The organism is Nonomuraea sp. NPDC050404, assembly GCF_040655495.1.
Classification (GTDB): Bacteria; Actinomycetota; Actinomycetes; order Streptosporangiales; family Streptosporangiaceae; genus Nonomuraea.
In genome coordinates, this window is record NZ_JBFAKB010000005.1 from 20,993 (window position 1) to 46,740 (window position 25,748).

The 25,748-nt window shown below is 72.7% G+C and carries 18 protein-coding genes; 15 read left to right on the top strand and 3 right to left on the bottom strand.

Annotated features, from left to right (window positions below; translation table 11 throughout):
* Positions 1-55 precede the first annotated feature (55 nt).
* The 3 genes from AB0I81_RS14405 to AB0I81_RS14415 all read left to right on the top strand — a co-directional run bounded on the left by AB0I81_RS14405 (position 56) and on the right by AB0I81_RS14415 (position 2,489).
* Positions 56-694 (top strand): hypothetical protein, encoded by a 639-nt coding sequence (locus AB0I81_RS14405; RefSeq protein ID WP_360655603.1) that lies wholly within the window; start codon positions 56-58, stop codon positions 692-694.
* 41 nt (positions 695-735) lie between these two features.
* Entirely contained in the window at positions 736-1,881 is a 1,146-nt protein-coding gene (locus AB0I81_RS14410; protein WP_360655606.1) for an FAD-dependent oxidoreductase, read from the top strand.
* 131 nt (positions 1,882-2,012) lie between these two features.
* Positions 2,013-2,489: a hypothetical protein gene (locus AB0I81_RS14415; RefSeq protein ID WP_360655609.1), complete on the top strand. Its 477-nt coding sequence runs from the start codon at positions 2,013-2,015 to the stop codon at positions 2,487-2,489.
* A gap of 23 nt (positions 2,490-2,512) precedes the next feature.
* Here AB0I81_RS14415 and AB0I81_RS14420 read toward each other — a convergent pair whose 3' ends face one another.
* Entirely contained in the window at positions 2,513-3,760 is a 1,248-nt protein-coding gene (locus AB0I81_RS14420) for an MFS transporter (RefSeq protein WP_360655612.1), read from the bottom strand.
* Between the two features lie 187 nt (positions 3,761-3,947).
* On the opposite strand from AB0I81_RS14420, the gene AB0I81_RS14425 reads away from it, so the two are divergent.
* The 6 genes from AB0I81_RS14425 (at position 3,948) to AB0I81_RS14450 (ending at position 12,926) form a co-directional block, all read left to right on the top strand.
* Entirely contained in the window at positions 3,948-5,636 is a 1,689-nt protein-coding gene (locus AB0I81_RS14425; protein ID WP_360655615.1) for a fatty acyl-AMP ligase, read from the top strand.
* Positions 5,614-8,238 (top strand): MMPL family transporter, encoded by a 2,625-nt coding sequence (locus AB0I81_RS14430; RefSeq protein ID WP_360655618.1) that lies wholly within the window; start codon positions 5,614-5,616, stop codon positions 8,236-8,238. The genes AB0I81_RS14425 and AB0I81_RS14430 overlap by 23 nt, the downstream gene beginning before the upstream one ends.
* The gene (locus tag AB0I81_RS14435) at positions 8,235-9,677 is read left to right on the top strand and encodes an MFS transporter (protein WP_360655621.1); all 1,443 of its coding nucleotides are present in this window, start codon (positions 8,235-8,237) and stop codon (positions 9,675-9,677) included. The genes AB0I81_RS14430 and AB0I81_RS14435 overlap by 4 nt, the downstream gene beginning before the upstream one ends.
* Before the next feature lie 146 nt (positions 9,678-9,823).
* A complete protein-coding gene (locus AB0I81_RS14440) occupies positions 9,824-11,029 on the top strand; it encodes a glycosyltransferase (RefSeq protein WP_360655624.1) in 1,206 nt (401 codons plus the stop codon).
* Positions 11,030-11,082: 53 nt separating this feature from the next.
* Positions 11,083-12,378, top strand: a complete 1,296-nt coding sequence (locus AB0I81_RS14445) for a hypothetical protein (RefSeq protein ID WP_360655627.1) — start codon at positions 11,083-11,085, stop codon at positions 12,376-12,378.
* A 215-nt stretch (positions 12,379-12,593) separates the two neighbouring features.
* Positions 12,594-12,926, top strand: a complete 333-nt coding sequence (locus tag AB0I81_RS14450; protein ID WP_360655630.1) for a hypothetical protein — start codon at positions 12,594-12,596, stop codon at positions 12,924-12,926.
* A 39-nt stretch (positions 12,927-12,965) separates the two neighbouring features.
* On the opposite strand, the gene AB0I81_RS14455 is transcribed toward AB0I81_RS14450, so the two are convergent.
* A complete protein-coding gene (locus AB0I81_RS14455; protein ID WP_360655633.1) occupies positions 12,966-14,054 on the bottom strand; it encodes an alpha/beta hydrolase-fold protein in 1,089 nt (362 codons plus the stop codon).
* A 218-nt stretch (positions 14,055-14,272) separates the two neighbouring features.
* Here AB0I81_RS14455 and AB0I81_RS14460 point away from each other — a divergent pair, with 218 nt between their 5' ends.
* The 4 genes from AB0I81_RS14460 (at position 14,273) to AB0I81_RS14475 (ending at position 23,488) form a co-directional block, all read left to right on the top strand.
* Complete coding sequence (locus AB0I81_RS14460; RefSeq protein WP_360655636.1) at positions 14,273-19,396, top strand: SDR family NAD(P)-dependent oxidoreductase; 5,124 nt, start codon at positions 14,273-14,275, stop codon at positions 19,394-19,396.
* Complete coding sequence (gene ccrA, locus AB0I81_RS14465) at positions 19,393-20,691, top strand: crotonyl-CoA carboxylase/reductase (RefSeq protein WP_360655639.1); 1,299 nt, start codon at positions 19,393-19,395, stop codon at positions 20,689-20,691. Before AB0I81_RS14460 ends, ccrA begins: the two co-directional genes overlap by 4 nt.
* 82 nt (positions 20,692-20,773) lie before the next feature.
* Positions 20,774-22,144, top strand: coding sequence for an AAA family ATPase (locus tag AB0I81_RS14470; RefSeq protein WP_360655642.1), 1,371 nt, complete (start codon positions 20,774-20,776; stop codon positions 22,142-22,144).
* Positions 22,145-22,300: 156 nt separating this feature from the next.
* On the top strand, positions 22,301-23,488 hold the full coding sequence (locus tag AB0I81_RS14475; RefSeq protein WP_360655645.1) for a tetratricopeptide repeat protein: 1,188 nt from the start codon (positions 22,301-22,303) through the stop codon (positions 23,486-23,488).
* A gap of 41 nt (positions 23,489-23,529) precedes the next feature.
* Here the strand turns inward: AB0I81_RS14475 and AB0I81_RS14480 are convergent, their stop codons facing one another.
* Complete coding sequence (locus AB0I81_RS14480; protein ID WP_360655648.1) at positions 23,530-24,510, bottom strand: aldo/keto reductase; 981 nt, start codon at positions 24,508-24,510, stop codon at positions 23,530-23,532.
* A gap of 89 nt (positions 24,511-24,599) precedes the next feature.
* Here AB0I81_RS14480 and AB0I81_RS14485 point away from each other — a divergent pair, with 89 nt between their 5' ends.
* Together AB0I81_RS14485 and AB0I81_RS14490 are read left to right on the top strand one after the other, a co-directional pair.
* Positions 24,600-25,478, top strand: a complete 879-nt coding sequence (locus AB0I81_RS14485; RefSeq protein WP_360655651.1) for a LysR family transcriptional regulator — start codon at positions 24,600-24,602, stop codon at positions 25,476-25,478.
* A gap of 31 nt (positions 25,479-25,509) precedes the next feature.
* Positions 25,510-25,713, top strand: coding sequence for an EF-hand domain-containing protein (locus tag AB0I81_RS14490; protein WP_360655654.1), 204 nt, complete (start codon positions 25,510-25,512; stop codon positions 25,711-25,713).
* The last annotated feature ends 35 nt before the right edge of the window (positions 25,714-25,748 follow it).

Genomic DNA, 25,748 nt, shown 5'->3' on the forward strand with positions numbered 1-25,748 from the left:
TGACGCTGCGCGGTTAAGGGGGTACGTATCGGTATAGAAGAGCCGGGGGGTAAGGATGCGGCAAAGGTGGGTTCTCCTGCTTGCCGGGGTGGCCGCGTGCGCCGCCTCCTCCGCCGTGGCCTCCTTCATGCCCCCGATCACCACGCCCATGGCCCAGATGTCGCGCCAGACGCCGCTCACCCCGTCCGACCGGAGCCTGGTGGAGGACACCTTCTACCTCACCGAGGGCATCGAGGTGAGCCAGCGGCTGCTGCCCACCGCCAAGGGCGTCACCTTCAGGCCCGCATACCTCGCGGTCGGGGTCAAGGTCGACCAGGGCGGCCGTCTGTACGGCGCGCCGCAGCGTTCGGGCACCTTCGTCGTCCCGGTCCAGATCTGCACGGGCGAGTCCTGCGGCAAGCAGGACCTCACGCTGGTGGTGCTGCGCTACTCGCCGTGGGAGCCGCGCGAGCTGACCTTCCCCGGCAAGGTGGGCACGGCGCTGAACGGCGAGATCGGCGTCAACGGCGGCCCCTCGGGCGTGGTGCCCACCTTCACCGTGACCGACTACGAGAAGGTGCCCGAGGGCGTGAGCATCGGCCCCGACGGCCGCGTGGGCGGCACCCCCGCCTCGCCCGGCCTGTCGGAGGTGCCGGTACGGATCTGCGTGGCGGGCAACTGCGCGGGCGTCGTCGTCCGGCTCATCATCGTCTGACCCTCTTGTGGCGGGGCGTGCTTTCCGGTCACGGTGGTCTCATGAAATCGGTCATCGTGGTCGGAGCGGGCATTTGGGGGTCATCACTGGCGTTGCGGCTGGCTGAGACCGGCTGGCGGGTGACGCTGGTCGAGCAGCACAGGCCGGGGCACGTACGGCAGGCCAGCGCGGGCGAGACCCGGCTGCTGCGCTGCTCGCACGGTGCCGACGAGTGGTACGCGCGCCTGGCCCGGCAGGCCAGGGACGGCTGGCGGCGGCTGGAGGAGCGGGCGGGCGAGGAGTTGTACCTGGAGTCCGGCATGGTGTGGTTCGCCAGGACGCCGGACGGGTGGGAGCACGCCAGCGCCCAAGTACTGAAAAATCTGGACATCGCGTGTGAGGTGCTGGACCCGGCCGACGGGGCCAGGTTCTTCCCCGACTCCGGCGGCTTCCGTCACGACGATCTCAGCTTCCTGCTGTGGGAGCCGCACGCGGGCGTGCTCAGGGCCAGGCGGGCGACCCAGGTGACCGCCGCCCTGGCGCGGGCGGCCGGGGTACGGCTGGTCAGGGCGCGGGCGGTGCCCGTGGCGGCGGCCGGAGGCGCGGGGCCGTACCTGAGCGCGGTCGAGATCGACGGGGAGACGCACCGCGCCGACCGGGTGGTGTGGGCCTGCGGCGCGTGGTTGCCCGAGTTGTTCGACGGCCTGCCGATCACCGTCACCAGGCAGGACACGCTGCACTTCGCGGTGCCGTCCGCCTGGTCGGTGCCGGAGACGCCGGCCTGGGTGGACCACGGGGCCTCGGCGTACGGGCACGGCGACGTGGACGGGGTGGGCATGAAGGCGACCTCCGACGCGGAGGGCACGCCGTACGAGCCCGAGTACGGCCCGCGCGTGGTGGAGGCGGCCAGCGTCGAGCAGGCCAGGAGCTACCTGGGCCGCAGGTTCCCCGGCCTGGCGCAGGCGCCGGTGTTGTTCAGCCAGGTCTGCCAGTACGCGCTCACCCCCGACGCCGAATGGTTGTTCGCCGAGCTCTCGCCGGGGGTGTGGCTGCTGGGCGGCGACTCCGGGCACGGGTTCAAGCACGCGCCGGCGCTGGCCGGATACGTGACGGGCGTGCTGGACGGCGAGCACGGCCCCGAGCCGCGCTTCGGCCTGCACGAGCGTGTCCCCGCCCGCGGACTGCGCACGAGCGGACACACCGGGTAGGGCGTCCCCGCCCGCGCACCGGACACGCCGGGGTGGGGCGTTCCCTACCGCGACTCGGGGGTCGGCGGGCATGAATACGGCCAGGTCGGAGGCGGAGACTACAGAGGTACCCGCACACCTTGGAGACTGCCATGAGCACCACCGTCATCGCCGAACCCCGCGAGACCACGCAGACGCCCCCGCCCGTCGTGCACGCCGCCGCCACGCTCTGGTTGTCGGCGGTCGCGTTCGGCGCGTTCGAGGCCGTGCTGATGGTCGGCAGGGCCCTGTACGAGGGCGCCCCGGCACTCGACCTGCTGCCGGGCGCCGGATTCCGGCTGGCCGTTTTCGCCGGAGCCGTCTTCCTGGCGCTGCGGCTGAAGGCCGGGGCGAACTGGGCACGCTGGACCCTGGCCGGCACGCTGGGCGTGTTCGGCACGATCTCGCTGGTCAAGGAGCCGATCGAGTGGTTGCTCGCGGGCGGCTCGATCACCGAGGCGATGGCCGGCATGGACGCGCTCGGCTGGGCCTTCACCGCCAGCCGCGTCCTGCACGTGCTGGCCGTCCTGGGCGCGCTGGCCCTGATGTTCCAGCCCAGGGCCAACGCCTACTTCAAGTCTGCGGGCTGAGGGTGCGGCGCGCGCAGGTTCGCCTACTTCAGGTCGGCGGGCTGAGCGTGCGGCGCGCGGAGGTTGCGCACCCCGGGTGACAGCAGTGCGAGCAGCGTGGCCACCGTGACGATGACCGCGCAGCCGAGCAGCGACTCCTCGGTGCCGAACCAGCCCGCCGCCGGCCCGGCCAGCAGCAGCCCGATGGGCCCGAACATCAGCGACCCCAGCATGTCGTACGAGCTGACCCGCGACAACGACTCGGCCGGCACCTCGCGCTGCATCGTGGTCTGCCAGAGCACGCCGAACACGTCGATGCTCACGCCCAGCACGAACGCCCCCGCCACGATCGCCCACAACGGCGCGTCCAGCCCGAGCAGCAGGTACGGCACCGCCGTCGGCAGGCAGGCCAGCACCGCCACCAGGATCGGGCGGCGCGGTCGCAGCCGCATCGACACCAGCACCCCGGCGATGGTCCCGACGGCCTCGCCGGCCAGGAACGCCGACCAGGAGGCAGGGCCGCCGAGGCTCTCCTTGGCCAGCAGCGGGCCGAGCACGCCGTGCCCGGCCTGGACGGCCATGAGCATCAGCGAGAACTGCAGGACCACGACCCAGATCCACTGCCGCGAGCGGAACTCCCGCCAGCCGTCACGCAGATCGGCCAGCACCGAATGCGACTGACCGGCGGGCCGTTCGCCCGGCTCCAGCCGCAGCAGCGCGATCAGCACGCCCGCCAGGGCGAACATCGCACCGCTCACGGCCAGCGCCCAGCCGCCGCCGAACAGCACCACCGTGCCGCCGCCGAGCACCGCGCCCGCCACCCGCGAGGCGTTGGCGCCCAGGCCGAGCAGGGCGTTGCCGGCCTGCAGCCGCTCCAGCGGCACGACCTCGGGGATGATCCCGGTCAGCGCGGGGAACGTGACCGCCGTGGCCACCCCGGCCAGCGCCGCCGCCGCCATCAGCGCGGGCAGCGGGGTCCAGCCGGTGAGCAACATCAGGGACAGCGCGAAGAAGCCGAGCGCCATCAGGAACTCGCCGGCCATCATCACCCGCTGGCGCGGCAGCCGGTCCGCGATCACGCCGCCGACCAGCATGAACGCGATCATCGGCACCGACTCGGCGGTGAGCACGGCGGACAGGGTCGAGGCGGTCGCGCCGGGCATGTTGAGAATGCCGAAGGCCAGCGCCACGGGGGCGAACGCGCTGCCCAGCACGGAGATCGTCCGCGCCGACAGCAGCAACGCGAAACGACGGTCGCGGAGCAGGCCGAGATCGCCGAGATAACCGTGCATCTGCGCACAACCCCCTGACAGCAGGCAAACTCCGTCATTCTTCCGCAGTGCGCTCCCGATGTCGTGTGATTATTCGTTGTCACGCGGGTAACAAGATCGGTCGCGGAATGTGCCGGAGACGGGCAAGAATTGGGCCCGCCTTCTCCCGTACTTTGCTAGGTCCCTGCTGACGGCGAGGGGACCAGGCATGCGCGACATGGTGATCGCACAGGTGGCCCGGTGGGCCGGGGAGATCCCGCAGGCGCCCGCGTACACGTTCGTCGACCATCTCGGCGGCGGCTCGCGGCACACGCTGACCTGGGGCGGCGCGGACCTCAGGGCCAGGGCACTGGCGGTGCGGCTGCGCGAGCTGGCCGGGCCGGGCGAGCGGGTGGCGGTGCTCGTGCCGCAGGGGCTGGACTACGTGGTGGCGATGCTGGGCACGATGTACGCCCGGCTGGTCGCGGTGCCGCTGTTCGCGCCCGGGTTGCCGGGGCACGCCGAGCGGCTGGCCGGTGCGTACGCCGACGCCGACCCCCTCATCGTGCTCACCACCACCGCCGCGCTGCCCACCGTCACCGGCTTCCTGGAAGCCGCGCGGGCACCCAAGCACGTGATCACCGTGGACACCGTCTCCGGGCTGCTCGCCGACGAGTGGGAGCACGAGCCGGTCGGCCCCGACGACCTGGCCTATCTGCAGTACACCTCCGGCTCCACCCGCACGCCCGCCGGGGTCGAGATCACCCACGGGAACCTGACCGCCAACGTCACCCAACTCTGGGAGTTGTTCAGGGCCAGGCCCAGGACCTCCGTGGCGGCGCTGTGGTTGCCGCTCTTCCACGACATGGGGCTGGTCGCGACCGTCGCGATGCCCATGATGGGCGGGAACCTGGCCGCCTTCATGGATCCGGTGGCGTTCGTCATGCGGCCGGTGCGGTGGTTGCGGTTGTTGTCGGAGTACGACGACGTGTTCACCGGCGGGCCCAACTTCGCCTACGAGTACACCGCCGCCCGCGTCACCCCCGAGGAGAAGGCCGGGCTGGACCTGTCCGGGGTGCGGGTCATGCTGAACGGCGCGGAGCCGGTGCGGCCGGGCACGATCGAGGCGTTCGACGCCGCGTTCGCCGGGTGCGGGCTGCGGCCGGAGGCGCACACGCCCGCGTACGGGCTGGCCGAGGCGACCGTCTTCGTCACCGCGACGGGACGGGACGAGCGGCCGGTGGTGACCTCGTTCGACCGCGACGCGCTGCGTGAGGGGCGCGCGGTGCCCGCCGGGACGGGGGCGCGCAGCACGCTCGTGTCCTGCGGGCGGCCCCACGGTCAGCTCGTACGCGTCGCCGGCCCCGATGGGCGGCCCCTGCCGGACGGGGAGGTGGGCGAGATCTGGGTCCAGGGGCCGAACGTGGCCCGCGCCTACTGGCGGGATCCGGGGCGCGGCGTGTTCGGGGCGGTGCTGGAGGGTGCGGAGGGCGGCTGGTTGCGTACCGGAGACCTCGGGGTGCTGCACGACGGCCGCCTCTACGTCACGGGACGGATCAAGGACCTGGTCATCGTGGATGGGCGCAACCACTATCCGCAGGACATCGAGGTCACCGTGCAGGAGGCGCATCCGGCGGTGCGGCGCGACCGGGTGGCGGCCTTCGCGCTGTCCTTGGAGGAGGCGCAGGAGAGGCTGGTGGTGGTGGCCGAGCGGTCGCGGCACGGGCTCGGCGCCGACGCGGGCGAGGTGGGCCGGGCGGTACGGGCCGCTGTCCAGAAATTTCATGACCTGTCGGTGCATGACTTCGTGCTGACCGGGGCCGGGACCGTGCCGAGGACGTCGAGCGGGAAGATCGCCCGGCGGGCGTGCCTCCGGGCGTACCTGGAGGGTGCCCTTGCCGGGTCGACAGGTGTTTGAGTCGGCGGGCCGGCTGGTCTATCGCGGCCGGTGGACGCTGCTGGCGCTGACCCTGGCGGCGGCCGTGCTCGTCGCGCCGCTGGGACTGGAGCTGTTCGGGCGGATGGCCGACGGCGGCTTCGAGGACCCGCGCGCCGACTCCACCACCGCCGCCCGCTGGAACGACGAGTGGTACGGCGGGCACGCCCCCGACGTGGTCGTCCTCTACCGGCACCCCACCGTCAAGGTGCGCGACGCCCGGTACAGGAAGGCGGTGCACGACTCGTTGCGGGCGCTGCCGGGGGCGCACGTGCGCAGGATGGTCACGTACTGGACGACCGGGTCGAAGAAGATGGTCTCCGAGGACGGGCATTCGACGTACGCGCTGGTCACGCTCAAGGGCGACGAGCAGCGCGGCTACGCGGCCATCGCGGACCGGCTCAGGGACGTCGACAACCTGCGGGTGTCGGTCGGCGGGTCCGTGCCGCTGCTGGCCGAGCTGAACGACCAGACCGCCGCCGACCTCGCCCGCGCCGAGGCCATCGCCATGCCGGTGCTGCTGGTGCTGCTCGTGGTGGTGTTCGGCAGCCTGGTCGCGGCCGGGCTGCCGCTGCTCGTGGGGCTGCTCGCGGTGCTCGGCGCGCTGGTGTTGTTGCGGCTGCTCACCGAGGTCACCGAGGTCTCCGTCTTCTCGCTGAACGTCGTCACCATGCTCGGGCTCGGCCTGGCCATCGACTACTCGTTGTTCGTGCTCAAGGCGTTCAGGGAGGAGATCGGGCGCGGCGCCACGAACGAGCGGGCCGTGGTGCGGACCATGGCCACCGCCGGGCGCACCGTCGCCTTCTCCGGGCTGACCGTGGCCACCTCGCTGCTGGGGCTGCTGCTGTTCCCGCAGATGTTCCTGCGCTCGATCGGGCTGGGCGCGGCGGCCGTGGTGCTGGTCGCGATGTTCGCCGCGCTGGTCGTGCTGCCCGCCGTGCTGGGCGTGCTCGGGCCGCGCGTGAACGCGCTGCGGATCACGCCGGACTTCGGGCCGCCACGGGCGGGCGGCGGCATGTGGCACGCCGTGGCGTCGAGCGTGATGCGCCGGCCCCTGCTGTACCTGCTGGGCGTGAGCGCCGTCCTGGTCGCCCTCGCGGTGCCCTTCGCGCACGTGAGCTTCGGGAACGTGGACCACCGGGTGCTGCCGGCCGCCTCGGAGAGCCGGCGGGTGGCCGAGACCCTCGATCGGGACTTCGCCAGGAACGCCATGGCGGCCATCGACGTACACGTGCTGGTCGAACGCTCCTTCACCGGCTCACCCGCCCTGCCGGGGCCGCTCGGGCAGGGGCACACGCCCATCAGCGCCGTCACCCCGGTGAGCCCCGTGGACGTCCGGCCGCTGGTGCGGCGGCTGGAGCGGTTGCCGCACGTCACCGAGGTCGAGGTGGCGGGGCTGGCGCAGACCCGGGGCGCGGTACGGCTGGCCGTGCGTTACGACCGGGACCCGATGTCGGAGGAGGCCAGGCAACTCGTACGGTCGATCAGGGCTCTATCACCCGAGCCGAACGTCCGGCGGCTGGTGGTCGGCGGGCCCACGGCCGCGCAACTCGACCTCCAGGACAGCCTGCTCGCCACGCTGCCGTGGATGGCGCTGGTCGTCTGCTCGGTCACGGGGGTGCTGCTGTTCGCGGCGTTCGGGTCGCTGGTGTTGCCGGTCAAGGCGCTGCTGATGAACGTGTTGTCGATCGGGGCCTCGTTCGGGGTGATCGTGTGGGCCTTCCAGGACGGTCACCTGGCCTCGGCGCTCGACTTCACCTCCACCGGCGCCATCGAGGCGACCGTGACCGTGCTGATCCTGGCCGTGGTGTTCGGACTGTCTATGGACTACGAGTTGTTCCTGTTGTCGCGGATCAGGGCGGAGTGGGTGCGTACCGGGGACAACACGGGCGCCGTGGCCGCCGGGCTGCAGCAGACGGGCGGCGTGATCACCAGTGCGGCGCTGTTGCTGCTGGTGGTGATCGGGGCCTTCACGACCGCCGGGATCGCGATCGTGAAGCTGCTCGGGGTGGGGATGTTCGTGGCGATCGTGGTGGATGCCACGCTGGTGCGGGCGCTGCTGGTGCCGGCGTCCATGCGGTTGATGGGCGGGGCGAACTGGTGGTTGCCCCGATCGTGGCGACGCCTGCACCGGCACATCGACCTACACGAACCCACCCCAACCCCAGCACCACCAACCGCACCCGCACCCGCACCCGCACCTGCTCCCGTGCCCGCGCCGGCTTTCGCGCCCGGCTCTGTACGCGCGCCGCGCCCGTCCATCGTGACGCCGCCTGCCGCGCCGCCCGTTACGCCGCCCACTGCCGCGCCGCCCACTGCCGCGCCGCCCACTGCCGTGCCGCCCACTGCCGTGCCGCCCACTGCCGCGCCGCCCGCTGTGACGCCGCACGCTGTGACGGTCAACGGGCGGCCGGCCGTTTTCGGGGCGGACACCGATCCTGTGCCCTTGCCCGCCGCGAATGAGCGGGCCACCGAGCCCGGCAAGGACGGGCGGACCGGGTGGGTGCGGGTGGTGGAGAGGCGGGCGCGGGTGGTGCGGCCGCTTCCCGGTGGTGGGTGGACGTGGGAGGAGGTGGACGATTGAGTGCCGGCACCTTCACCCGGGCACGGCGGGCCGCAGGAGCGTGGCCGTTGTTCGTCGTCACCGGGCTGGCCGGGTTCATGACCACGCTGGACAACACGGTCGTCACCGTCGCGCTCCCCAGCATCCGCCGAGACCTCGGCGCCCGCCTGGCCGAACTGGAGTGGGTGGCCACCGGGTACATCCTGACCTTCGCGGGCCTCATGCTCGCCGGCGGCCGGCTGGCCGACGTCCACGGGCACCGGCGGGTCCTGCTGGCGGGGCTGGCCACGTTCACGGCGGCCTCGCTCGGGGCGGGCCTGGCGGACTCCATCCAGGCCCTGGTCGCGGCGCGGCTCGTGCAGGGGGCCGGGGCGGCGATGATCCTGCCCGCGACGCTGGCGGTGCTGGCCGGGCGGGAGGAGCGGCAGCGGTCCATGGGGGTGGCCGTGTGGATGGCCTCCGGGGCGGCGGCGCTGGCGCTCGGGCCGGTGGTGGGCGGCTACCTCAGCCAGCACGCGCACTGGACCTGGGTGTTCCTGATCAACGTGCCGATGGGCGCGGCGGTGATGGCACTCGCCGCCGTGACCGTTCCCCCTGGGCACGGGGCCGAGCGGGGCCCGGGGGTGGCCAGGCGCGGGAGCGTGCGGAGCTCGGGCGTGGCAGGGCGTGAGGGCGTGTGGGGTTCCGGTGCGGCCGGGCGGAGTTTGGACGTGGGCGGGGTGGTGGCGTCCGGGGTGTTTCTGGGTGCGGGGACGTTCGCCTTGATTCATGGGGGTGAGTACGGGTGGACGTCGCCTGCCGTGGTGGCCGCGCTGGGTCTGTGTGTGGGTGGCGGGGTGGGGTTCGTGGTGGCCGAGCGGCGGGCCGGGGAGCCGATGGTGGATCCGGGGCTGTTCGCGGTGCGGAGCTTCGCGGGTGGGGTGGCGGCCCAGGTGCTCTGGGGGCTCGGGGTCAACGGGGTGTTCTTCTACACGGCGATCTTCCTGCAAGGGGTGCTCGGGTTCACGCCCACGGCCTCAGGGCTGGCGTTCGTGCCGCTGGCGCTGCTGGTGGTGCTGGTCACGCCGCTCGCGCCCTGGGTGGAGCGGCGGCTCGGGGCCGGGCGGACGGTGGCCGCCGGGCTCGTGCTCGTGGCCGGCGGGATGGCCCTGGCCGCCACGCTGGAGGCGGGGGACGGGTGGGGACGGTTGTTGCCCGCCGTCTGCGCGATCGGGGTGGGGTCGGCGCTGACCATGCCGCTCGGGTCGGCGGTGCTGGGGGCCGTGCCCGAGTCGAGGGCTGGGGTGGCGGGCGGCATCTTCTCGGTAAGTCGTGAAATTTCGGGACTCTTCGGGATCGCGGCGGTCGGCGTGATCGTGCACGGCGCCGGGAATTTCGCCGCCGGGTACGCCGCCGGCCTGCTGGTGGCGGCCGGGCTGGTCCTGGCCGGAGCGCTGATCAGCCTGGCGACCCTCCCGTGAGCGGCGACCTTCCCGTGAGCGGCGACCCTGCCGTAAGCGGCGACTCTCCCATGAAGGTGGCGGCCCATGAAGGTGGCGGCCCATGAAGGTGGCGGCCCATGAAGGTGGCGGCCCATGAAGGTGGCGGCCCATGAAGGTGGCGATCCATGAAGGTGGCGGTGCTGGGGTTCGGGTCGCGGGGGGATGTGCAGCCGTGTGCGGCGCTGGCGCGGGGGCTGGCGGGGCGCGGGCATGAGGTCACGCTCGTCTGCGCGGGCCGCTACGCCCGGCTGGCCGGGCCCGGCGTGGCGGTCGCGGCCCTGAGCGTGGATCCGCAGGCCGTTGTGGAGAGCGAGGAGGGCCAGCGGTGGCTGGCGAGCGGCCCCCTGGGTTTCGTACGCGGGTTCAGGACCGTCGTCGAACCGCTGGCCGCCACGCTGGCCAAGGAGGTGGACGCCGCCTGCTGCGACGCCGGCCTGGTCCTGGCCCCGGCGCTGGGCGCCTTCGGCAGGCACCTGCACGACAGGTACGGCATGCCGTACCGGATCCTGCACCTCCAGCCCGGCGAGCCCACCCGAGAGTTCCCCAACCCCCTGCTGTCACCCGCCACCCTGGGCCCGCTGGGGAACCGGGCCAGTTACGCCCTGATCGAGCGGCTCGGCTGGATGGTGCTCGGCCGCATGGTGAACCGGCTGCGATCGGACGTACTGGGACTGCGGCCGTTGCGCGGCAGCCCGTTCGCGGCCGATCGGCGGGCGCGGGTGCCGGTGTTGTGCGGGGTCAGCCCACTGGTGGTGCCCAGGCCCGCCGACTGGCCGGGCCACGTGCACCTGACCGGCTACTGGCACCTGCACTCAGAGGAGGAGACGGGCGAGGCCGAAGAGTTCGTCGCGGCCGGGCCCGCGCCCGTGTTCGTCGGGTTCGGGAGCATGGCGCCGGGCGACCCGGAGCGGGTGGCCGGCGAGGTGACCCGCGCGTTGCGGCGGGCGCGGATGCGCGGCGTCGTGCAGGGGCTGCCCGTGACGCCGGGCGACGACCTGCTGGTGGTGGGGGAGACGGCGCACGACCGGCTGTTCCCGCGCATGGCGGCGGTCGTGCACCACGGCGGCGCGGGGACCACGGCGACGGGACTGAGGGCGGGGGTGCCGAACGTGGTGTGCCCGTTCTTCTCCGACCAGCCGTTCTGGGCGCGCAGGGTGTCGGCGCTGGGCGCGGGGCCGGAGTCGTTGCCGATCAAGGCGTTCACCGGCGAAGGGCTGGCCGCCCGGTTGATCGCCGCGAGTGAATATCGGAAGAACGCGGCACTACTGGGACGGCTACTACGTGCTGAGCAAGGCGTGAAGAACGCCCTGGATCTCATTGAACGTTGTTGATCGTCCGGATATTGTGCAAAATGCCCGCGTTCACCCCCCGGAAGACAGGTGCCATGAGACGGCGGCTACGGCAGGTCCTCATCATCGGACTCACGCTCTCGCTCCTGGGCATCGGCGTCCCCGCCTGGTCGGAGGACGACGACAGGAGCTGTAACGACCTGATGGCCGCCGACACCCCGGCGTACGTCGTCTGCACCTGGCTGGCCAAGCCCGAAGAGGCCAAGGAGATCGCGGAGTTCTGGCTCGGCAACGACGGCGAGAACCTGATGGGCGCCGAGCCGCTGCCGCCGATCACGATCGACTGCGACGCGCCCGGCAACTCGTGCCCCGACGACTCGGTGGGCGACGGCGAGGCTCACGACGTCGGCTCGCCCGACGTGCCGGGCGCCGAGGACGGCGGCACGCCGGAGTGCCAGAACGGCGAGCAGTGCTACATCGATCCGCAGGCGATCACCGCCGCCGAGAAGGCCGCCGCCCAGGAGACCCCGGCCGGCCGGGCCGCGCAGGCCGTCGCCCAGACCAGCATGCGCGTCTGGATCGACGCCGAGCTCGCCGACGACTACAAGGCCGGCCAGCTCACGGAGGCCGCCAAGAAGATCGCCGCGCTGGCCGCCACGCAGCCCGGCGTCGTGGGCGTCAGGTTCACCTCGCAGCTCGGCTTCAACCAGAACTTCACCACGGCCGAGGAACTGGACAAGTTCGTCGCCGAGGCGGCGACCGCGCTGCGTGCGCTGATGCCGGGCAAGAAGCTGGCCGCGCACACGGTGATGCCGGTGTTCGCCTGCGGCACGAACGACACCTGCAAGACCGAGATGACCAAGAAGTACCCGCTGCTCGACCCCGAGCGCGTCGGCACCTGGCTGAACAAGGGCTACATCGACCAGCTCGCCCTCGACGGCGGCTTGCTGGCCAACGGGTACGCCACCTGGAAGATCGACGCCACCGAGGCCCAGCGCAACCAGTGGATCCAGGTCCGCGCCCGCGCCTGGGACGCCTACGCCCAGATCGCCGCCGAGGACGCCTCCATGGCCGCCGGAGCGGGAAGCGCCCAGCTCACCGAGGAGCAGACCACCAAGGCGATCTCCGAGCGCGTCGCCGCCACGCTGCAGGACGACGCCGCCGAGACGGTCACCCTGTGGAGCCGCTGGCAGAACGACCAGGGCCAGGTCAGCCGGTTGTACGGCGAGAAGTGGGCCACCAGCGCCACCTGGGAGCAGCTCAAGAAGCTCGGCTCGATCAAGCCCCGCCTGGCCACCGTCTACGACCCGGCCAGCCCCGAGGTCGACGTGGCCACGGACCTGAAGAACCTGTCGGAGGTCTTCGGGCAGGTGTACCTGTACGCCGCCTGACACGACGTTGACATGAAGGGCCGGGTGCGCACGCACCCGGCCCTTCGCGTTATGTCCGGGGAGTTAGGGTCATGTGGCCATGCGGAAGTGGCCCTGTCGATGCCGTGGCGCGCGTGAAAGTTTTGTCCATGGGTCGGGTCGGCGACCGGATTTTTTTCTCTCGGTCGCGGTCCGAAGGGGGTTTTTCATCAATTTGTCCCGAAGGGGGCTTCATCATGGCCGAAAACTTCGCCGAGGCGCCGACGCCGCAGAACGTCCGGCTCATCGACTTCGAGGAGGCGAAGGTCGTCCGGGGCATCGTGCCCAACACCTTCATCCTGGTGGTCAGCGGCACCAAGCCGTATCTCAACATGGAGGTCTCGCTCGTACCGCTGACGTACGTCAAGCAGCCCGAATTCTGGGGCATCGAGGTCGTCGGCACGTTGAAGGGGTTCGGACTTCCCGCGACCGCTCCCTACACCGTGACGCTGCCGCTCGACGGCGTCATCGGCACCGAGGGGATCGAGGTCATCGGGGCGAACAAGAGCAAGACCATCAAGGTCCCGTAAGGCCCGGCGGCGGCCGACCCGAGTGGGGCCGGCCGCCGCTCACGCGCCCAGTGCCTTGCGGATCATCGGGTACGACCTCTTGAACTCCCTGGTCCAGTACGGCCAGGTGTGGGTGCCGTTGCCGTACAGGTGCAGGGTGTGCGGGATGCCGAGCCGCTTGAGCCGCGTGCTCAGCGCCTTGCCGGTGTAGGCCGACAGCGGCTCGCCCAGGTGGGCCGGATGCCACGGCGAGCCGGGCGCGTCCAGCGGGCCGTTGAAGCTGTTGGTGCCGCTGGAGAGGTAGAGGCGGACACCCTTGAGGTTCGCGGCCAGGGTCAGGGGGTCGTTCGCGGCCCAGACGCGCTTGTCGCGCTTCGGGTGGCCCCACAGGGCCAGGGGGTCCTGCTTCTCGCTGGCCTGGGCGTTCATGATGACCGCCGGGATGCCGGGCAGCGTGGTGGCCAGGATGCCGCTGTAGGCGCCGGCGAAGCGGAACATGCCAGGGTGGCGGGCGGCGTACTTGACGGCGCCGTACGCGCCCATCGACAGGCCCGCGACCGCGCGGCGCGTCCCGGCGCGGTAGCCCACCTCCAGCAGCCTGCGCACCTCATAGGTGTGGAACGTCTCCCACGCCGGCCGCCCGCCCCTGCCGCCGTTGTGCCAGTCGGTGTAGTTGCCCGCGCGGCCCGCCTCCGGCATGACGACGATGGCGTCCAGGTCGGCGGTGTGGGCCGCGACGTCGGTCATGCGGGTCCACGAGGTGTAGTCGTCGGCGCCGCCGTGCAGCAGGTACAACACGGGCCAGGTCCGCCTCGCGCCCTTCGACCAGCCCTCCGGCAGGAGCAGGCGGACCGGCAGCATGCGCCCGACCGACGGCGAGGAGATGAGCACGTCCAGCGTGCGGGCGTCGAGGCGGCGCTCGCGCACCACGCGGGCCGGTCCGGAAAGCGCCTTCTGTCCGGGCCGGTACCCGGTGTCCTGCGGCTCGGTGGGTCGCGGTCGCTCGCTCGGCGCGGCCTCGGGCCGCCCGGCGGGCGCGCCATCGGGGACGAGCGACCAGTCGGGGTCGGCGGCGTGGGCGGGCAGGGCACCCGGGACGGCCAGCATCACCGTCATCGTCAGCCCCGTGAGGGCGAGCAAGGCGCGCATGGTCGAAAACCCCTTCGCCGCAGGTGCAGGCGAGCGTAGGGGCCGGGGTGGCGGCCCGGCTATGAGCGTGGGTACGAAATTCCGGCCCTTGATGCGTCGTGCCGGATAAATCATCACTCCGGTGACAAAACGCGGCCGAGGAGTGTTCCGTCCGAGCCTGACCCGCGTCCGGCCCTGATGGGTATGTTGGCCGATCACCCCGGAGGCATGGAGCGCTCATGGACGTACCCGGCGAAGGTGAGATCCGCCGCTTCCTCGTCGAGCGGCTCGGCGAACACGTCGATCCCGACCGCCCGCTGGGCGAGTACGGGCTCTCCTCGCGCGAGTCGGTGGCCGTGGCGGGCGAGCTGGCCGGGCTGCTCGGCAGGGAACTGAGCCCGACCCTGCTGTGGGAGCACCCCACGATCAACCGCCTGGCCCGCGCCCTGTCCACCCCCACCACTCCGGTACGTCCCGCGCCCGCCCCCGCTGAGCCCGTCGCGGTGGTCGGGCTGGGCTGCCGTTTCCCGGGAGCGCACGGGCCGGAGGCGTACTGGGAGTTGCTCATCGGGGGACGCGACACGGTGGGCGAGGTGCCGCCGGGGCGGTGGGAGGCGTTCGGCGAGGCCCCGCCGGAGACCACGAGGCATGGCGGGTTTCTCGGGGACGTGGCCGGGTTCGACGCCGAGTTCTTCGGCATCGCGCCGGGCGAGGCGGCGGCCATGGACCCGCAACACCGGCTGCTCCTGGAGACCGCCTGGGAGGCGCTCGAACACGGCGGCATCGCGCCCAGGTCGCTGGCCGGCACGCGGACCGGGGTGTTCACCGGCGTCTCCGCCAACGAGTACGCGTACCTGACCGCCGGGAACCTGGCCTCCGTGGACGCCTGGACGGCCACCGGCGCGGCGCTCGGCATGGGCCCGAACCGCCTGTCCTACCTCCTGGACCTGCGCGGCCCCTCCATGGCCGTGGACACCGCCTGCTCCTCCTCCCTGGTCGCCACCCACCTGGCGGTCAACAGCCTGCGGGCGGGCGAGTGCGATCTGGCGCTGGCCGCCGGCGTGAACCTGCTGCTGTCGCCCGTGCTCACCCTGGCCTTCGACCGCGCCGGCGGCACGGCCCCGGACGGGCGGTGCAAGGCGTTCGACGCCTCGGCCGACGGGATGGTGCGGGCCGAGGGGTGCGGGGTGGTGGTGCTCAAGCGGCTGGCGGACGCGATCGGGGACGGCGACCGGGTGCTGGCGCTGATCGGCCCGACCGCCGTCAACCAGGACGGCCGCTCCAACGGGCTGGTCGCGCCCAACCCGGAGGCACAGGAGTCCCTGCTGCGGCAGGTCTACGGGGATCGCGGCCCCGACTATGTGGAGGCCCACGGGACGGGCACCTTCCTCGGGGACCCGATCGAGGCCCGCGCCATCGCGGCCGCCATTCCCACGCCGGTGCTGCTGGGCTCGGTCAAGACGAACCTCGGGCACCTGGAGGCCGCCGCCGGGATCGCCGGCCTGATCAAGACCGTGCTCGCCCTGCACCACGGCGTGATCCCGCCCAGCCTGCACTTCCGCCACCCGAACCCGCACATCCCGTGGGACACGCTGCGCGTCGTCACCGAGCCGACGCGCTGGCCCAGGGCGGACGCGCGGGCGGGGGTGTCGGCGTTCGGGTTCGGCGGCACGAACGCGCACGTGGTCGTGGACGCCTACGGCCTGCATAGCGACCCCGCCCCGCTTGGGAGCACCGCCAAGCACGTCTTCCTGCTCACCGACACCACCGAGGCCAGGGTCCGCCGGCACGCCAGGACCCTCGCCGCCTGGACCCCTCCCACCGGCCTCCGTGACGTCGCCCACACCCTGGCCAGGCGTGCCGGACGCGGGAAGGTGGCCGCCGCCGTGGTGGCGGGCGACCAGGAAGAGCTGGCCGAACGGTTGCGCACCGCCGAGCTCGGGACCGTGGCGGGCAAGGGCCCGGCATGGGTCTTCGGCGGATATCGTCCCCATCCGCCCAACCTCGCGCTCTACGACACCGAGCCCGCCTACCGCCGTACGATCGACGCCCTGGCCCCGCTGCTCGCGGCCGAGGCCGGCATCGACGTGCACGACCCGGCCCCGGAGGGCGTCGCCGCGATCCAGCCGATCATCTTCGCCGCCCAGCTCGCCCTGGCCCAGACCTGGCGGGCCTACGGGTTCGAGCCCGCCGCCGTGATCGGGCACTCGATGGGGGAGGTGGCGGCGGCCGTGGTGGCGGGCGGCCTCGCACCGCGAGACGCCGTCAAGGTCATCTGCACCCGGGCGCGTCTCCTGGGCGGGCTGAGCGGTGGCGACGGGGCGATGGCCGTGGCGGGGGTGGATGCCGCCCAGGTGCCCGCCGACCTGCACGTGGCCGTGTACACCGCGCCTGACCAGTGCGTGGTCACCGGTCCGGCGGAGCGGGTGGCCGCGTTCGTGGCCGGGCTGCTGGGACGGGGGTTGTTCGCCAGGATGCTCACGGCCGAGGGCGCCGGGCACTCGCCGCAGGTCAAGCCGCTGCTGCCGGTGCTCAGGGACGAGCTGGCCGGGATCTCCGGCGGCAAGCCGGGCGTGCCGTACTACTCGGTGGTCTTCGAGGATCCCCGTGAGGTGCCGGTGTTCGAGGGTGCGTACTGGGCCGCGGGTGTCCGCCGTCCCGTACGGCTCATGCAGGCCGTACGCGCCGCGGCCGAGGACGGCTGCACGCTCTTCACCGAGGTGAGCCCCCACCCCCTGCTGACCGGCGCGCTGCGTGCCACCCTGCCGCCGGACGCGCTCATCACCACCGGAGACCTGCACACCCAGGTGGCCACCGCCGCCACCGCCGTCACCCCGCGCACCAGCGGGCGCGTCGTGGACGTGCCACGCTCGCCCTGGCAGCACGTACGCCACTGGGCCACCGGGAACCCGCCCCCGGAGACGACGCCGGCCACCCTGGACGACAGACTGGTCGTGCGGACCTGGGCTCCCGCGCCACCACGGGAGGCGGGCCAGTCCCGCGCGTGGCTCATCCTGGCCGATGAGGGGGACGCGCGGGCGGCCCGCCTCCAATCCCTCCTCCCCTCGCCGGGATCGACGGGCGAATCGGTGCTCGTGCTGCCTGCACGGGGACTCGATCCGGCCGGGGTGCGCCGGGTGATGCTGGAGGTCGCCGCGCTGGTCACGCGGGGCTGCCGGGTCACGATCGCGACGGAGCGGGCACAGGTCGTACGGGACGGGGAGCGGCCCGACCCCGGCCCGGCGGCGCTGCGCGGGCTGATCAGAGTCCTCGCCCTGGAACATCCCGGGGCCCGCGCCACCCTCGTCGACTTCGACGACCTCGACGATCTGGCCGCGGAACTGGCCCTCGACGCGGCCGACGACGAGGTGGCCTGGCGCGCCGGCACCCGCCACACCGCCCGCCTGCTCCGCGCCCCGCTCCCGCCCGTCCGGGTGGATCCCGTCGTCGGGCCTGGCGCGTACATCGTCACCGGCGGGACCGGCAGGCTCGGGCTCCTCGTCGCGCGCCGGCTGGCCGAACTCGGCGCCACCCGCGTCGTGCTGAACAGCCGCTCGGGCACGTACCACCCCCACGGCCTGGTCGTGGCGGGCGATCTGGCCGCGCCAGGAACGGCGGAACGCCTGGTCGAGGCGGCCACGGACGGAGGGATGCGGCTGCGGGGCGTGATCCACGCGGCCGGGGTGCTGGACGACCGCCTGATCGCCGACCTGGACCCGGAGAGCCTCGAACGGGTGTGGGCCGCGAAGGTGGACGGCGGCCTGCGCCTGCACGAGGCCACCAAGGCGCTGGACCTGGACTGGTGGGTGGCCTTCTCGTCGGCGGCCGGTTTGCTCGGCTCCCCCGGGCAGGCGGCCTACGCGGCGGCGAACGCCTGGCTGGACGGGCTGTGCGAGCTGCGCGCGGCCGACGGGCTGCCCGGGGTCAGCATCGCGTGGGGGCCGTGGGCGGGTACGGCGGCCGGTGCGTTGCCCGCCGTGGAACCGCTGACGGCGGAGGAAGGGCTTGAGGCGCTGGAGGAGCTGATCAGGCGGGGCATGTCGGCGGGGGTGGTCAAGGTCGACGCGCGGAAGGCCGTGGCGGCGTTCCCCGCCCTGACCCGCATCCCCTACTTCGCCGCCCTCACCTCTCCTGACCGTGCCGCGCCCGATGACGTGTTCGCGCAGGTCAGAGACCGGGTGGCGGTCGTGCTGGGGGTGCCGGCCGCGAGGCTGGGCGAGGGCGTGGTGCTGACGGACCTGGGGCTGGACTCCCTGGCCGCGACCCGGCTGCGGGGCATCATCGAGCACGACTTCGGCGTCACGGTCGCCACCGCGCCGATGCTCACGGGCGCCACGCTGGGGACGCTCGTCCGGGCGGTCGCCACCGAATCGGGACGCGGGGACCCGGCGCCGGTGAAGGCACGGGACGCGGCGGAGCGGCAGGTGGCGCGGGTGGTCGCCGGGCTGCTCGGCCGCGAGCCGTCCGTCACGGAGCCGCTGGCACCCGGCCTGCTGCCCGAGGCCCTGGACCTCCTGGCCCGCGAGGGCAGGCCGATCACGCCACCCCCCGCGAGCCCGACCGTGCAGGTGCTGGCACAGGCGGTGCGGGAACAGGACGAGGCGGAGGCCGGACGCGGGACCGTACGCCGCCTGAACGCGGTCACCACGGGAAGGCCGCTCTTCCTCGCGCACCCGGCAGGCGGCACCACCGGCGTGTACGCGCTCCTGGCCGCCCGCCTGCCCACGCCGGTGTTCGGGCTGGAACGGGTGGCGGGCGAAGGCATCCCCGAGCGCGCCGCCGCCCACGCCCGGGCGATCAGGGGCACGGGCCCGGGGCCGTACCGGCTGGGCGGCTGGTCGTTCGGCGGGATCCTGGCGTTCGAGATCGCCCGGCTGCTCGCCGGCGACGTGGAACTGGTGGTGATGATCGACTCCGGACTGCCGGAGCCGGTGCCGGAACGGGAGAGGCGGGAGATCGAGGCCCGGCGCTACGCGGACTTCGCCGAGCACCTCGCGCGGACGTACGGCGTGCGGGCCGGTCTCGAAGACCTTGCCGACCTGGACGAGCTGGCCCAGCGCCTGGAAGGCGTGCTCCCCGCGCCGATAGTCCGCCACCAGCTCACCTCGCACGAGGACACCAGGGCCATCGAACGTTACCGCCCGTCCCCCTACCACGGCCGGGTCGTGCTCTACCGCTCCACGGAGCAGACCCCCTGGACGGTACGGGACCCCCGCTACGCCCACGACGACGACCCGGCCAGGGGCTTCGGCCCGTACAGCAGCGGCCTGGAGATCGTCGAGATCCCCGGATCCCACCACCTCAACCTGCTCGACCCCCCGCACTTCGAGGTCATCGCCGAGCACCTGAAGGGACTGCTATGACGCTGGCAGAGGCGGTCGTCGCGGGCGCGGAGCCCGCCGAGCTGGAGCGCCTGGAGGTGCCCGCCACCTACCGGGCCGCGTACCTGAGCAAGGACGAGGTGGGCACGTTCGAGCAGGACGCGGCCGACAAGGACGTGCGCAGGACGTTGCACGTCGGCGAGGTGCCCATGCCGGAGCCGGCCGAGGACGAGGTGCTGATCGCGGTGCTGGCCAGCGCGATCAACTTCAACACCGTGTGGTCGGCGATGTTCGAGCCGATCCCGACGTTCGCGTTCCTGGAGCGGTTCGGGCGCACGGACCCCAGGCACGACCTGCCCACGCACGTGCTCGGCTCGGACGCGGCCGGCGTGGTCGTGCGCACCGGCCGCGCGGTACGCCGCTGGCGGGTCGGCGACCGGGTGGTCACCAGCCCCGCGTACGTGGACGGCGAGGACCCCGTCGTCCAGCACGACGGCATGCTGGCGGCCGACCTGCGCGCCTGGGGCTTCGAGACGAACTTCGGCGGCCTGGCCGACTTCGCGCTGGTCAAGGCCACCCAGCTGCTCGCCAAGCCCCGGCATCTGACCTGGGAGGAGGCGGCCTGCAACATGTTGTGCGCCTCGACGGCGTACCGGATGCTGGTCGGCGAGCGCGGCGCGCGCATGAAGCAGGGCGACGTGGTGTTGTTGTGGGGCGCGACGGGCGGCCTCGGCGGGTACGGCGTGCAACTCGTGCTGGGCGGCGGCGGCATCCCCGTCGGCGTCGTCAGCTCGCCGGAGAAGGCGGCCCTGCTGCGCAGGATGGGCTGCGCGCACGTGATCGACCGCACCCAGTTCGACGACCTGACCGGCGAGAAGGCGTGGCGGCGGCTGGGCGCGGAGGTCAGGCGGCTGGTGGGAGAGGACCCGGCCATCGTGTTCGAGCACACCGGCAAGGAGACCTTCGGCGCCTCCGTGTACGTGGCCGCGCGCGGTGGCTCGGTGGTGACGTGCGGCTCCTCCAGCGGCTACGCCCACGCGTACGACAACCGCCACCTGTGGATGAAGCTGAAGCGCATCATCGGCTCCCACGGCGCGAACTACCAGGAATGCCACGAGGTCAACCGGCTCATCTCGCTCGGCCTGCTGCACCCGACGTTGTCGGCCGTCTACCCGCTGGACCGCGTGGCCGAGGCGGCGCGCGCCGTGCAGCTCAACCGGCATGTGGGCAAGGTCGGTGTGCTGGCCCTGGCCCCGGCGGAGGGGCTCGGCGTCGAGGACCACGACCTGCGCGCACGGGTGGGCGAGGACCGGCTGCGGATGTTCCGTTCCGGCTGATCCGGACGTGCGGGGCGCAGGGGGATCTTTCGGTATGTTGCGTAGTCCGAGATGACGAACCTGCGAGAGAAGGGAACGGCACGTGTCGGACGATGCCGGCCTTCAGGCGCTCCGCGAAGCGGCGCGTCTCTCCCCGGACAACCTCCCCCTGCGTCAGCACCTGGCCGGGCAGCTCCTGGCCAAGGGCTACCTCGCGGAGGCCGAGGCCGAATACCGCGCCGCGCTCGCCTTCGCGCCCCAGAACCCCGGCCTGATCGCCGGGCTGGCGGAGGCGTTCGTACGGCAGAGCGCCTTCGGCCAGGCGATGGCCGTGCTGGAGCCGCTGCTGGCCACCTCGGGTTTCCCGCCCGCCGTGGGCATCCTGGCCGCCCGGGCGCTGCTGGGCGAGGGGAACACGGCGAAGGCGGCCTACCACTACTTCGAGGCCGTCAACCGCGACCCCTTGGTGGCGGACCAGGAACTCCAGGGCCGCCTCGCCGGCCCGCCCACCTATGCCGGGTCTCCCGAACCGCCTGCTCCGCCCGGCGGATCTTCGCCGTACCTGCCGTCCGTGCCGGGACCCGGCGACAGCAGCACCGCCGAGGTGGAACGATCCGGGGTGTCCTTCGCCGACGTGGCCGGCATGGAGCCGGTCAAGGAGGCGCTGCGGATCAAGCTGCTGCTGCCCCTGCAGCAGCCGGAGATGTTCAAGGCGTTCGGCAAGCGCGCGGGCGGCGGCGTGTTGCTGTACGGGCCGCCGGGCGCGGGCAAGACCCACCTGGCCAGGGCCGCCGCCGGTGAGCTGGGCGCGGCGTTCGTCAACGTGGGCCTGGCCGACATCCTGGACATGTACACCGGCTCCAGCGAGCGCAACCTGCGCGCCACGTTCGACCTGGCCCGCCGCAACCGCCCGTGCGTGTTGTTCTTCGACGAGGTGGACGCGCTGGCCGGACGCCGATCCGACATGCGCCAGGCGCACACCCGCCAGCTCGTCAACCAGTTCCTGTCCGAGCTGGACGGCGTGGACCAGAACGCCAACGAGGGCGTGCTGGTGCTGGCCGCCACGAACGCCCCCTGGTACGTGGACGTGGCCTTCCGCCGTCCGGGCCGGTTCGACCAGCCGGTGTTCGTGCCGCCGCCCGACGCGACGGCGCGCGCGGCCATCGTCCGCATCCTCTGCAAGGACAAGCCGCTGGCCGAGATGGACTACGACGCGGTCGCGGCGGCCACCGAGCACTTCGTGGGCGCCGACCTGAAGGGCGTGGTGGACCGGGCGGTGGAGGCCAAGCTCCATCAGTCGCTCAGCGCCGGCCGGCCGATCCCGCTGACCACCCAGGACCTGCTGGCGGCCGCCAAGACGGTACGGCCCACGGCGGTCAGGGAGTGGATGGGCACGGCCCGCAACTACGTCATGCACGCCAACGACTCCGGCGCCTGGGACGAGCTGATGCCCTGGGTGAAGGCCAAATGGTGAGGGCGTGAAGGTCGCCTCGGGTGTAGGCCAGGTGGTGAGGGCGTGAAGGTCGCCTCGGGTGTAGGCCAGGTGGTGAGGGCGTGAAGGTCTCCTCGGGTGTAGGCCAGGTGGTGAGGGCGTGAAGGTCTCCTCGGGTGTAGGCCAGGTGGTGAGGGCGTGAAGGTCGCGGACCCGATCGAGCGGGCGCGCACGCTCCTGCAACTGCGCCGCCCGGACGACGCCGAGCGGGAGCTGCGCGGCCTGCTCGCCCAGGAGCCCGAGAACATCAGCGGACACGCCCTCCTCGGGCTCGCCCTGATCCAGCAGGGCCAGGTGGGCGACGCTCTGGAGGAGGCGGCCGAGGCGGTACGGCTGGGCCCCGACCAGTGGTCGGCCCACTACCTGGCCGCGCACGTGTACTACCGGGCCGGGCGCGGTGAGGAAGGTCTGACCGCCGCCCGCACGGCCCTGGACCTGCAGCCGGAGCACGCCCCGAACTGGGAGGTGCTGGCCCGCGTCCACATGCTCAGGGGCGAGTGGGCGCTCATGGTCGAGGCGGCCCTGAGCGGGTTGCGCATCGAGCCGGAGGACTGCGACCTGGTGTGCCTGGCGTCGCTGGCCTACAGCAACCTGGGCGACGAGAGGCAGGCGTTCGCCGCCGCCGCGCACGCCGTACGGATCGATCCGGAGAGTGCGCTCGCGCACTTCGTCCTGGGCCGGGCGGCGCTGAGGTTCGGCGATCCGCGGCGGGCGGCGGAGAGCTTCCGCGAGGTGCTGCGCCTCGACCCGGGCTTCGGCAAGGCCAGGGACCTGCTCGTGACGGCGCTCAAGCAGCGCAACCCGCTCTTCCGGCGGTTGTCGGGGCTGCGCGGCAGGTTCCCGAACGGGTGGCGGCTGATCTTCCTGCTGCCGGTGGCCCCGCCCATCATCGCGATCTTCATCATCGTCGCGGTGCTGCACTGGCTGGCCTGGGTCACCGAGGCGTGGACCGTGCTCCGGCTGGCCCGCGCCAAGGCCACCAGCCTGCTGTTCGAGGGGGTCGAGGCGCGGGTGTCCGCCGTGTGCCTGGGCCTGGTGGCGGCGGGCGCGGCGCTGCTCGGGCTGGGCATCGGGCTCGGCCTCGACGCGATCGGCACCGCGGGCGTGGCCGTGATGACGCTGGTCACCCCCGCCCAGGAGGCCGCGCACACCGGCTCGCCCCGGCTGCGCGCGTTCCTGTACGGCTGGGCGGGCCTGCTCGCCCTGGCCATCGCCGTCTCGATGGCGCTGGCCATCCCGTGGATCTCGTTGATCACCATCTACATCTGCCTGTTCACGGTCTGGCTGGCGAGCCGGTTGCGCGGCAGGCCACCCCAGACCGTCTAGGGCCGCAGCGGCGTTCCGCTTCACCTCGAACTCGGGCAGGGTTACAGCAGGGTTCCGCCGCTCACCTCGAACCCGGACAGGGCCTCGTCCAGCCTGGCCAGGGTGTCGGGGTGGAGGGTGAGGTCGGCGGCGGCCAGGTTCTCCTCGATGTGGGCGGGAGTACGGCTGCCGGGGATCGTCACCACGTGCTCGTCCTGGTGTAGCAGCCAGGCCAGGGCGAGCTGGGCCGGGCTGAGGCCCAGCTGGGCGGCCAGCGCCCTGATCGGGGCGTAACGGTCGTTGTTGCCCGCCAGGTTCTCGGCCGAGAAGCGGGGCGCGTTGTGCCGGAAGTCGCCCTCGCCGAGCGACTGAACGGTGCCGGTCAGGAAGCCGGTGCCCAGCGGGCTCCACGCCACGATCCCGACACCCAACTCCCGCGCCACGGCCAGGAGGTCGGCGTCCACGGGGCGCCACATCGACCATTCGTTCTGCACGGCCGTCACCGGGTGCACCGCGTGCGCGGCGCGGAGCTGGGCGGCCGTCACGTTGGACAGGCCGACGTGCCTGATCAGCCCGTCGCGGACCAGCTCGGCCATCGCGCCCACCGTGTCCTCGATCGGCACGCCGGGGTCGGGGTAGTGGGCGTAGTAAAGGTCGATCACGTCGGTGCCCAGGTTGCGCAGGCTGCGCTCGGCGTAGCCGCGTACCAGGCGGGGCTCGGCGTTCACGCGCAACTCGCCGAAGGCGTAGCCGACCGGTTGGGGCCGGCTCGGCTCGCCCTCCGGAATCGTCAGGCCGAACTTGGTCGCGACCACCACTTCGTCCCTGCGGCCCTTGAGCGCGCGGCCGACCAGGCGCTCGTTGTGGCCGTCAGGGCCGTAGGCGTCGCTGGTGTCCACATGGGTGCCGCCGGCGTCCAGCGCCGACTTGATCGCCGCCTCGGCGCGGGCCTCGTCTACCTCGCCGTACGTGCCGGGCGACAGGACCATGGCGCCGAAGCCGATGGCGGGAACTTCAAGATTGCCAAGTGTGCGTGTCTTCATGGGCCGAAGCCTGCCGCGCGGACCCCGCGTCTGTCCAAGACCTTCCGTCATAACCGGTGGTTATGGGGTGCCTGCTATAACCGGTGACTGTGGACGTACATCTGCGGGAGTTGCGGTATTTCGTGGCGGTCGCGGAGGACCTGAACGTGACGCGGGCGGCCGAGCGGCTGTTCGTCTCCCAGCCCGCGCTGTCCAAGCAGCTCAGGGTGCTGGAGCGGCAGCTCGGGTTCCCGCTGTTCGAGCGGACGTCCGGCGGGGTGCTGCTCACCAGGCAGGGTGCGGCGCTGCTGCCGGCCGCCCGTGAGCTGCTCGAACGGTGGAACGCCGGAGTCGAGGGGGCGCGGGCGGCGGCGCCCACCGGCACGCTCGTGATCGGGATGCAGACGGCCGTGGGCAGGGGGTTGCAGCAGGAGGCGCTGCGCCGTTTCCGCGCCGCGATGCCGGGCTGGGAGGTGTCGCTGCGGCTGGTCGGCTGGGACGATCCCAGCGGCGGGCTGGCCGACGGCAGCTCCGACGTGGCGTTCATCTGGTTGCCGGTGCCGCCGGGGCTGCGGACGTACGTGCTGGCCACCGAGCGGCGCGGGGTCGCCATGCCCGCCGATCACCCGCTGGCGGAGCTGGCGGAGATCCCGTTCGCGGCGCTGCGTGGTGAGCCGTTCATCGCGCTGCCGCGGGTGGCGGGGCCGTTGCGGGACTTCTGGCTCGGCGTGGACGCCCGCGACGACGAGCCGGTGGTCGCCGTGACGGCCAACACCGCGGAGGAGGTGTTCGAGGCCGTGACCAGCGGGCTCGGGGTGGTGCTGGTGGCCGAGGGGAACGCCGCGCTGTACAAACGGCCCGGTATGACCTATCGGCCGGTTACCGGGCTGCCTCCTGGGGAACTGGCCATTGCCTGGCGCGAAGGCGACGCGAGCCCACAAGTCGGGGCATTCGTCGACGCGCTGCGACACGTCAGCACTAAGGTCTGACGCGAGATCGACTCGTATGGAAGGGCGTCCCATGAGCAACGACTACGCGACCACGTTCAACCTGCTCGACACCGACAAGGACGGCCGCATCTCCGCCGTCGAGCTCGTCCGCCTGATGGAGGTGCTCGGCCAGCCCGTGACGCTGGAGGCCGCGCAGGAGGGCGTGCTCAAGCTGGACAAGGACGGTGACGGGCTGATCGACATCGAGGAGTTCGGCGCCTTCCTCCAGAAGTGATAAGAAACAAGCGTTTGCTAGCCATCCTTCTGTTG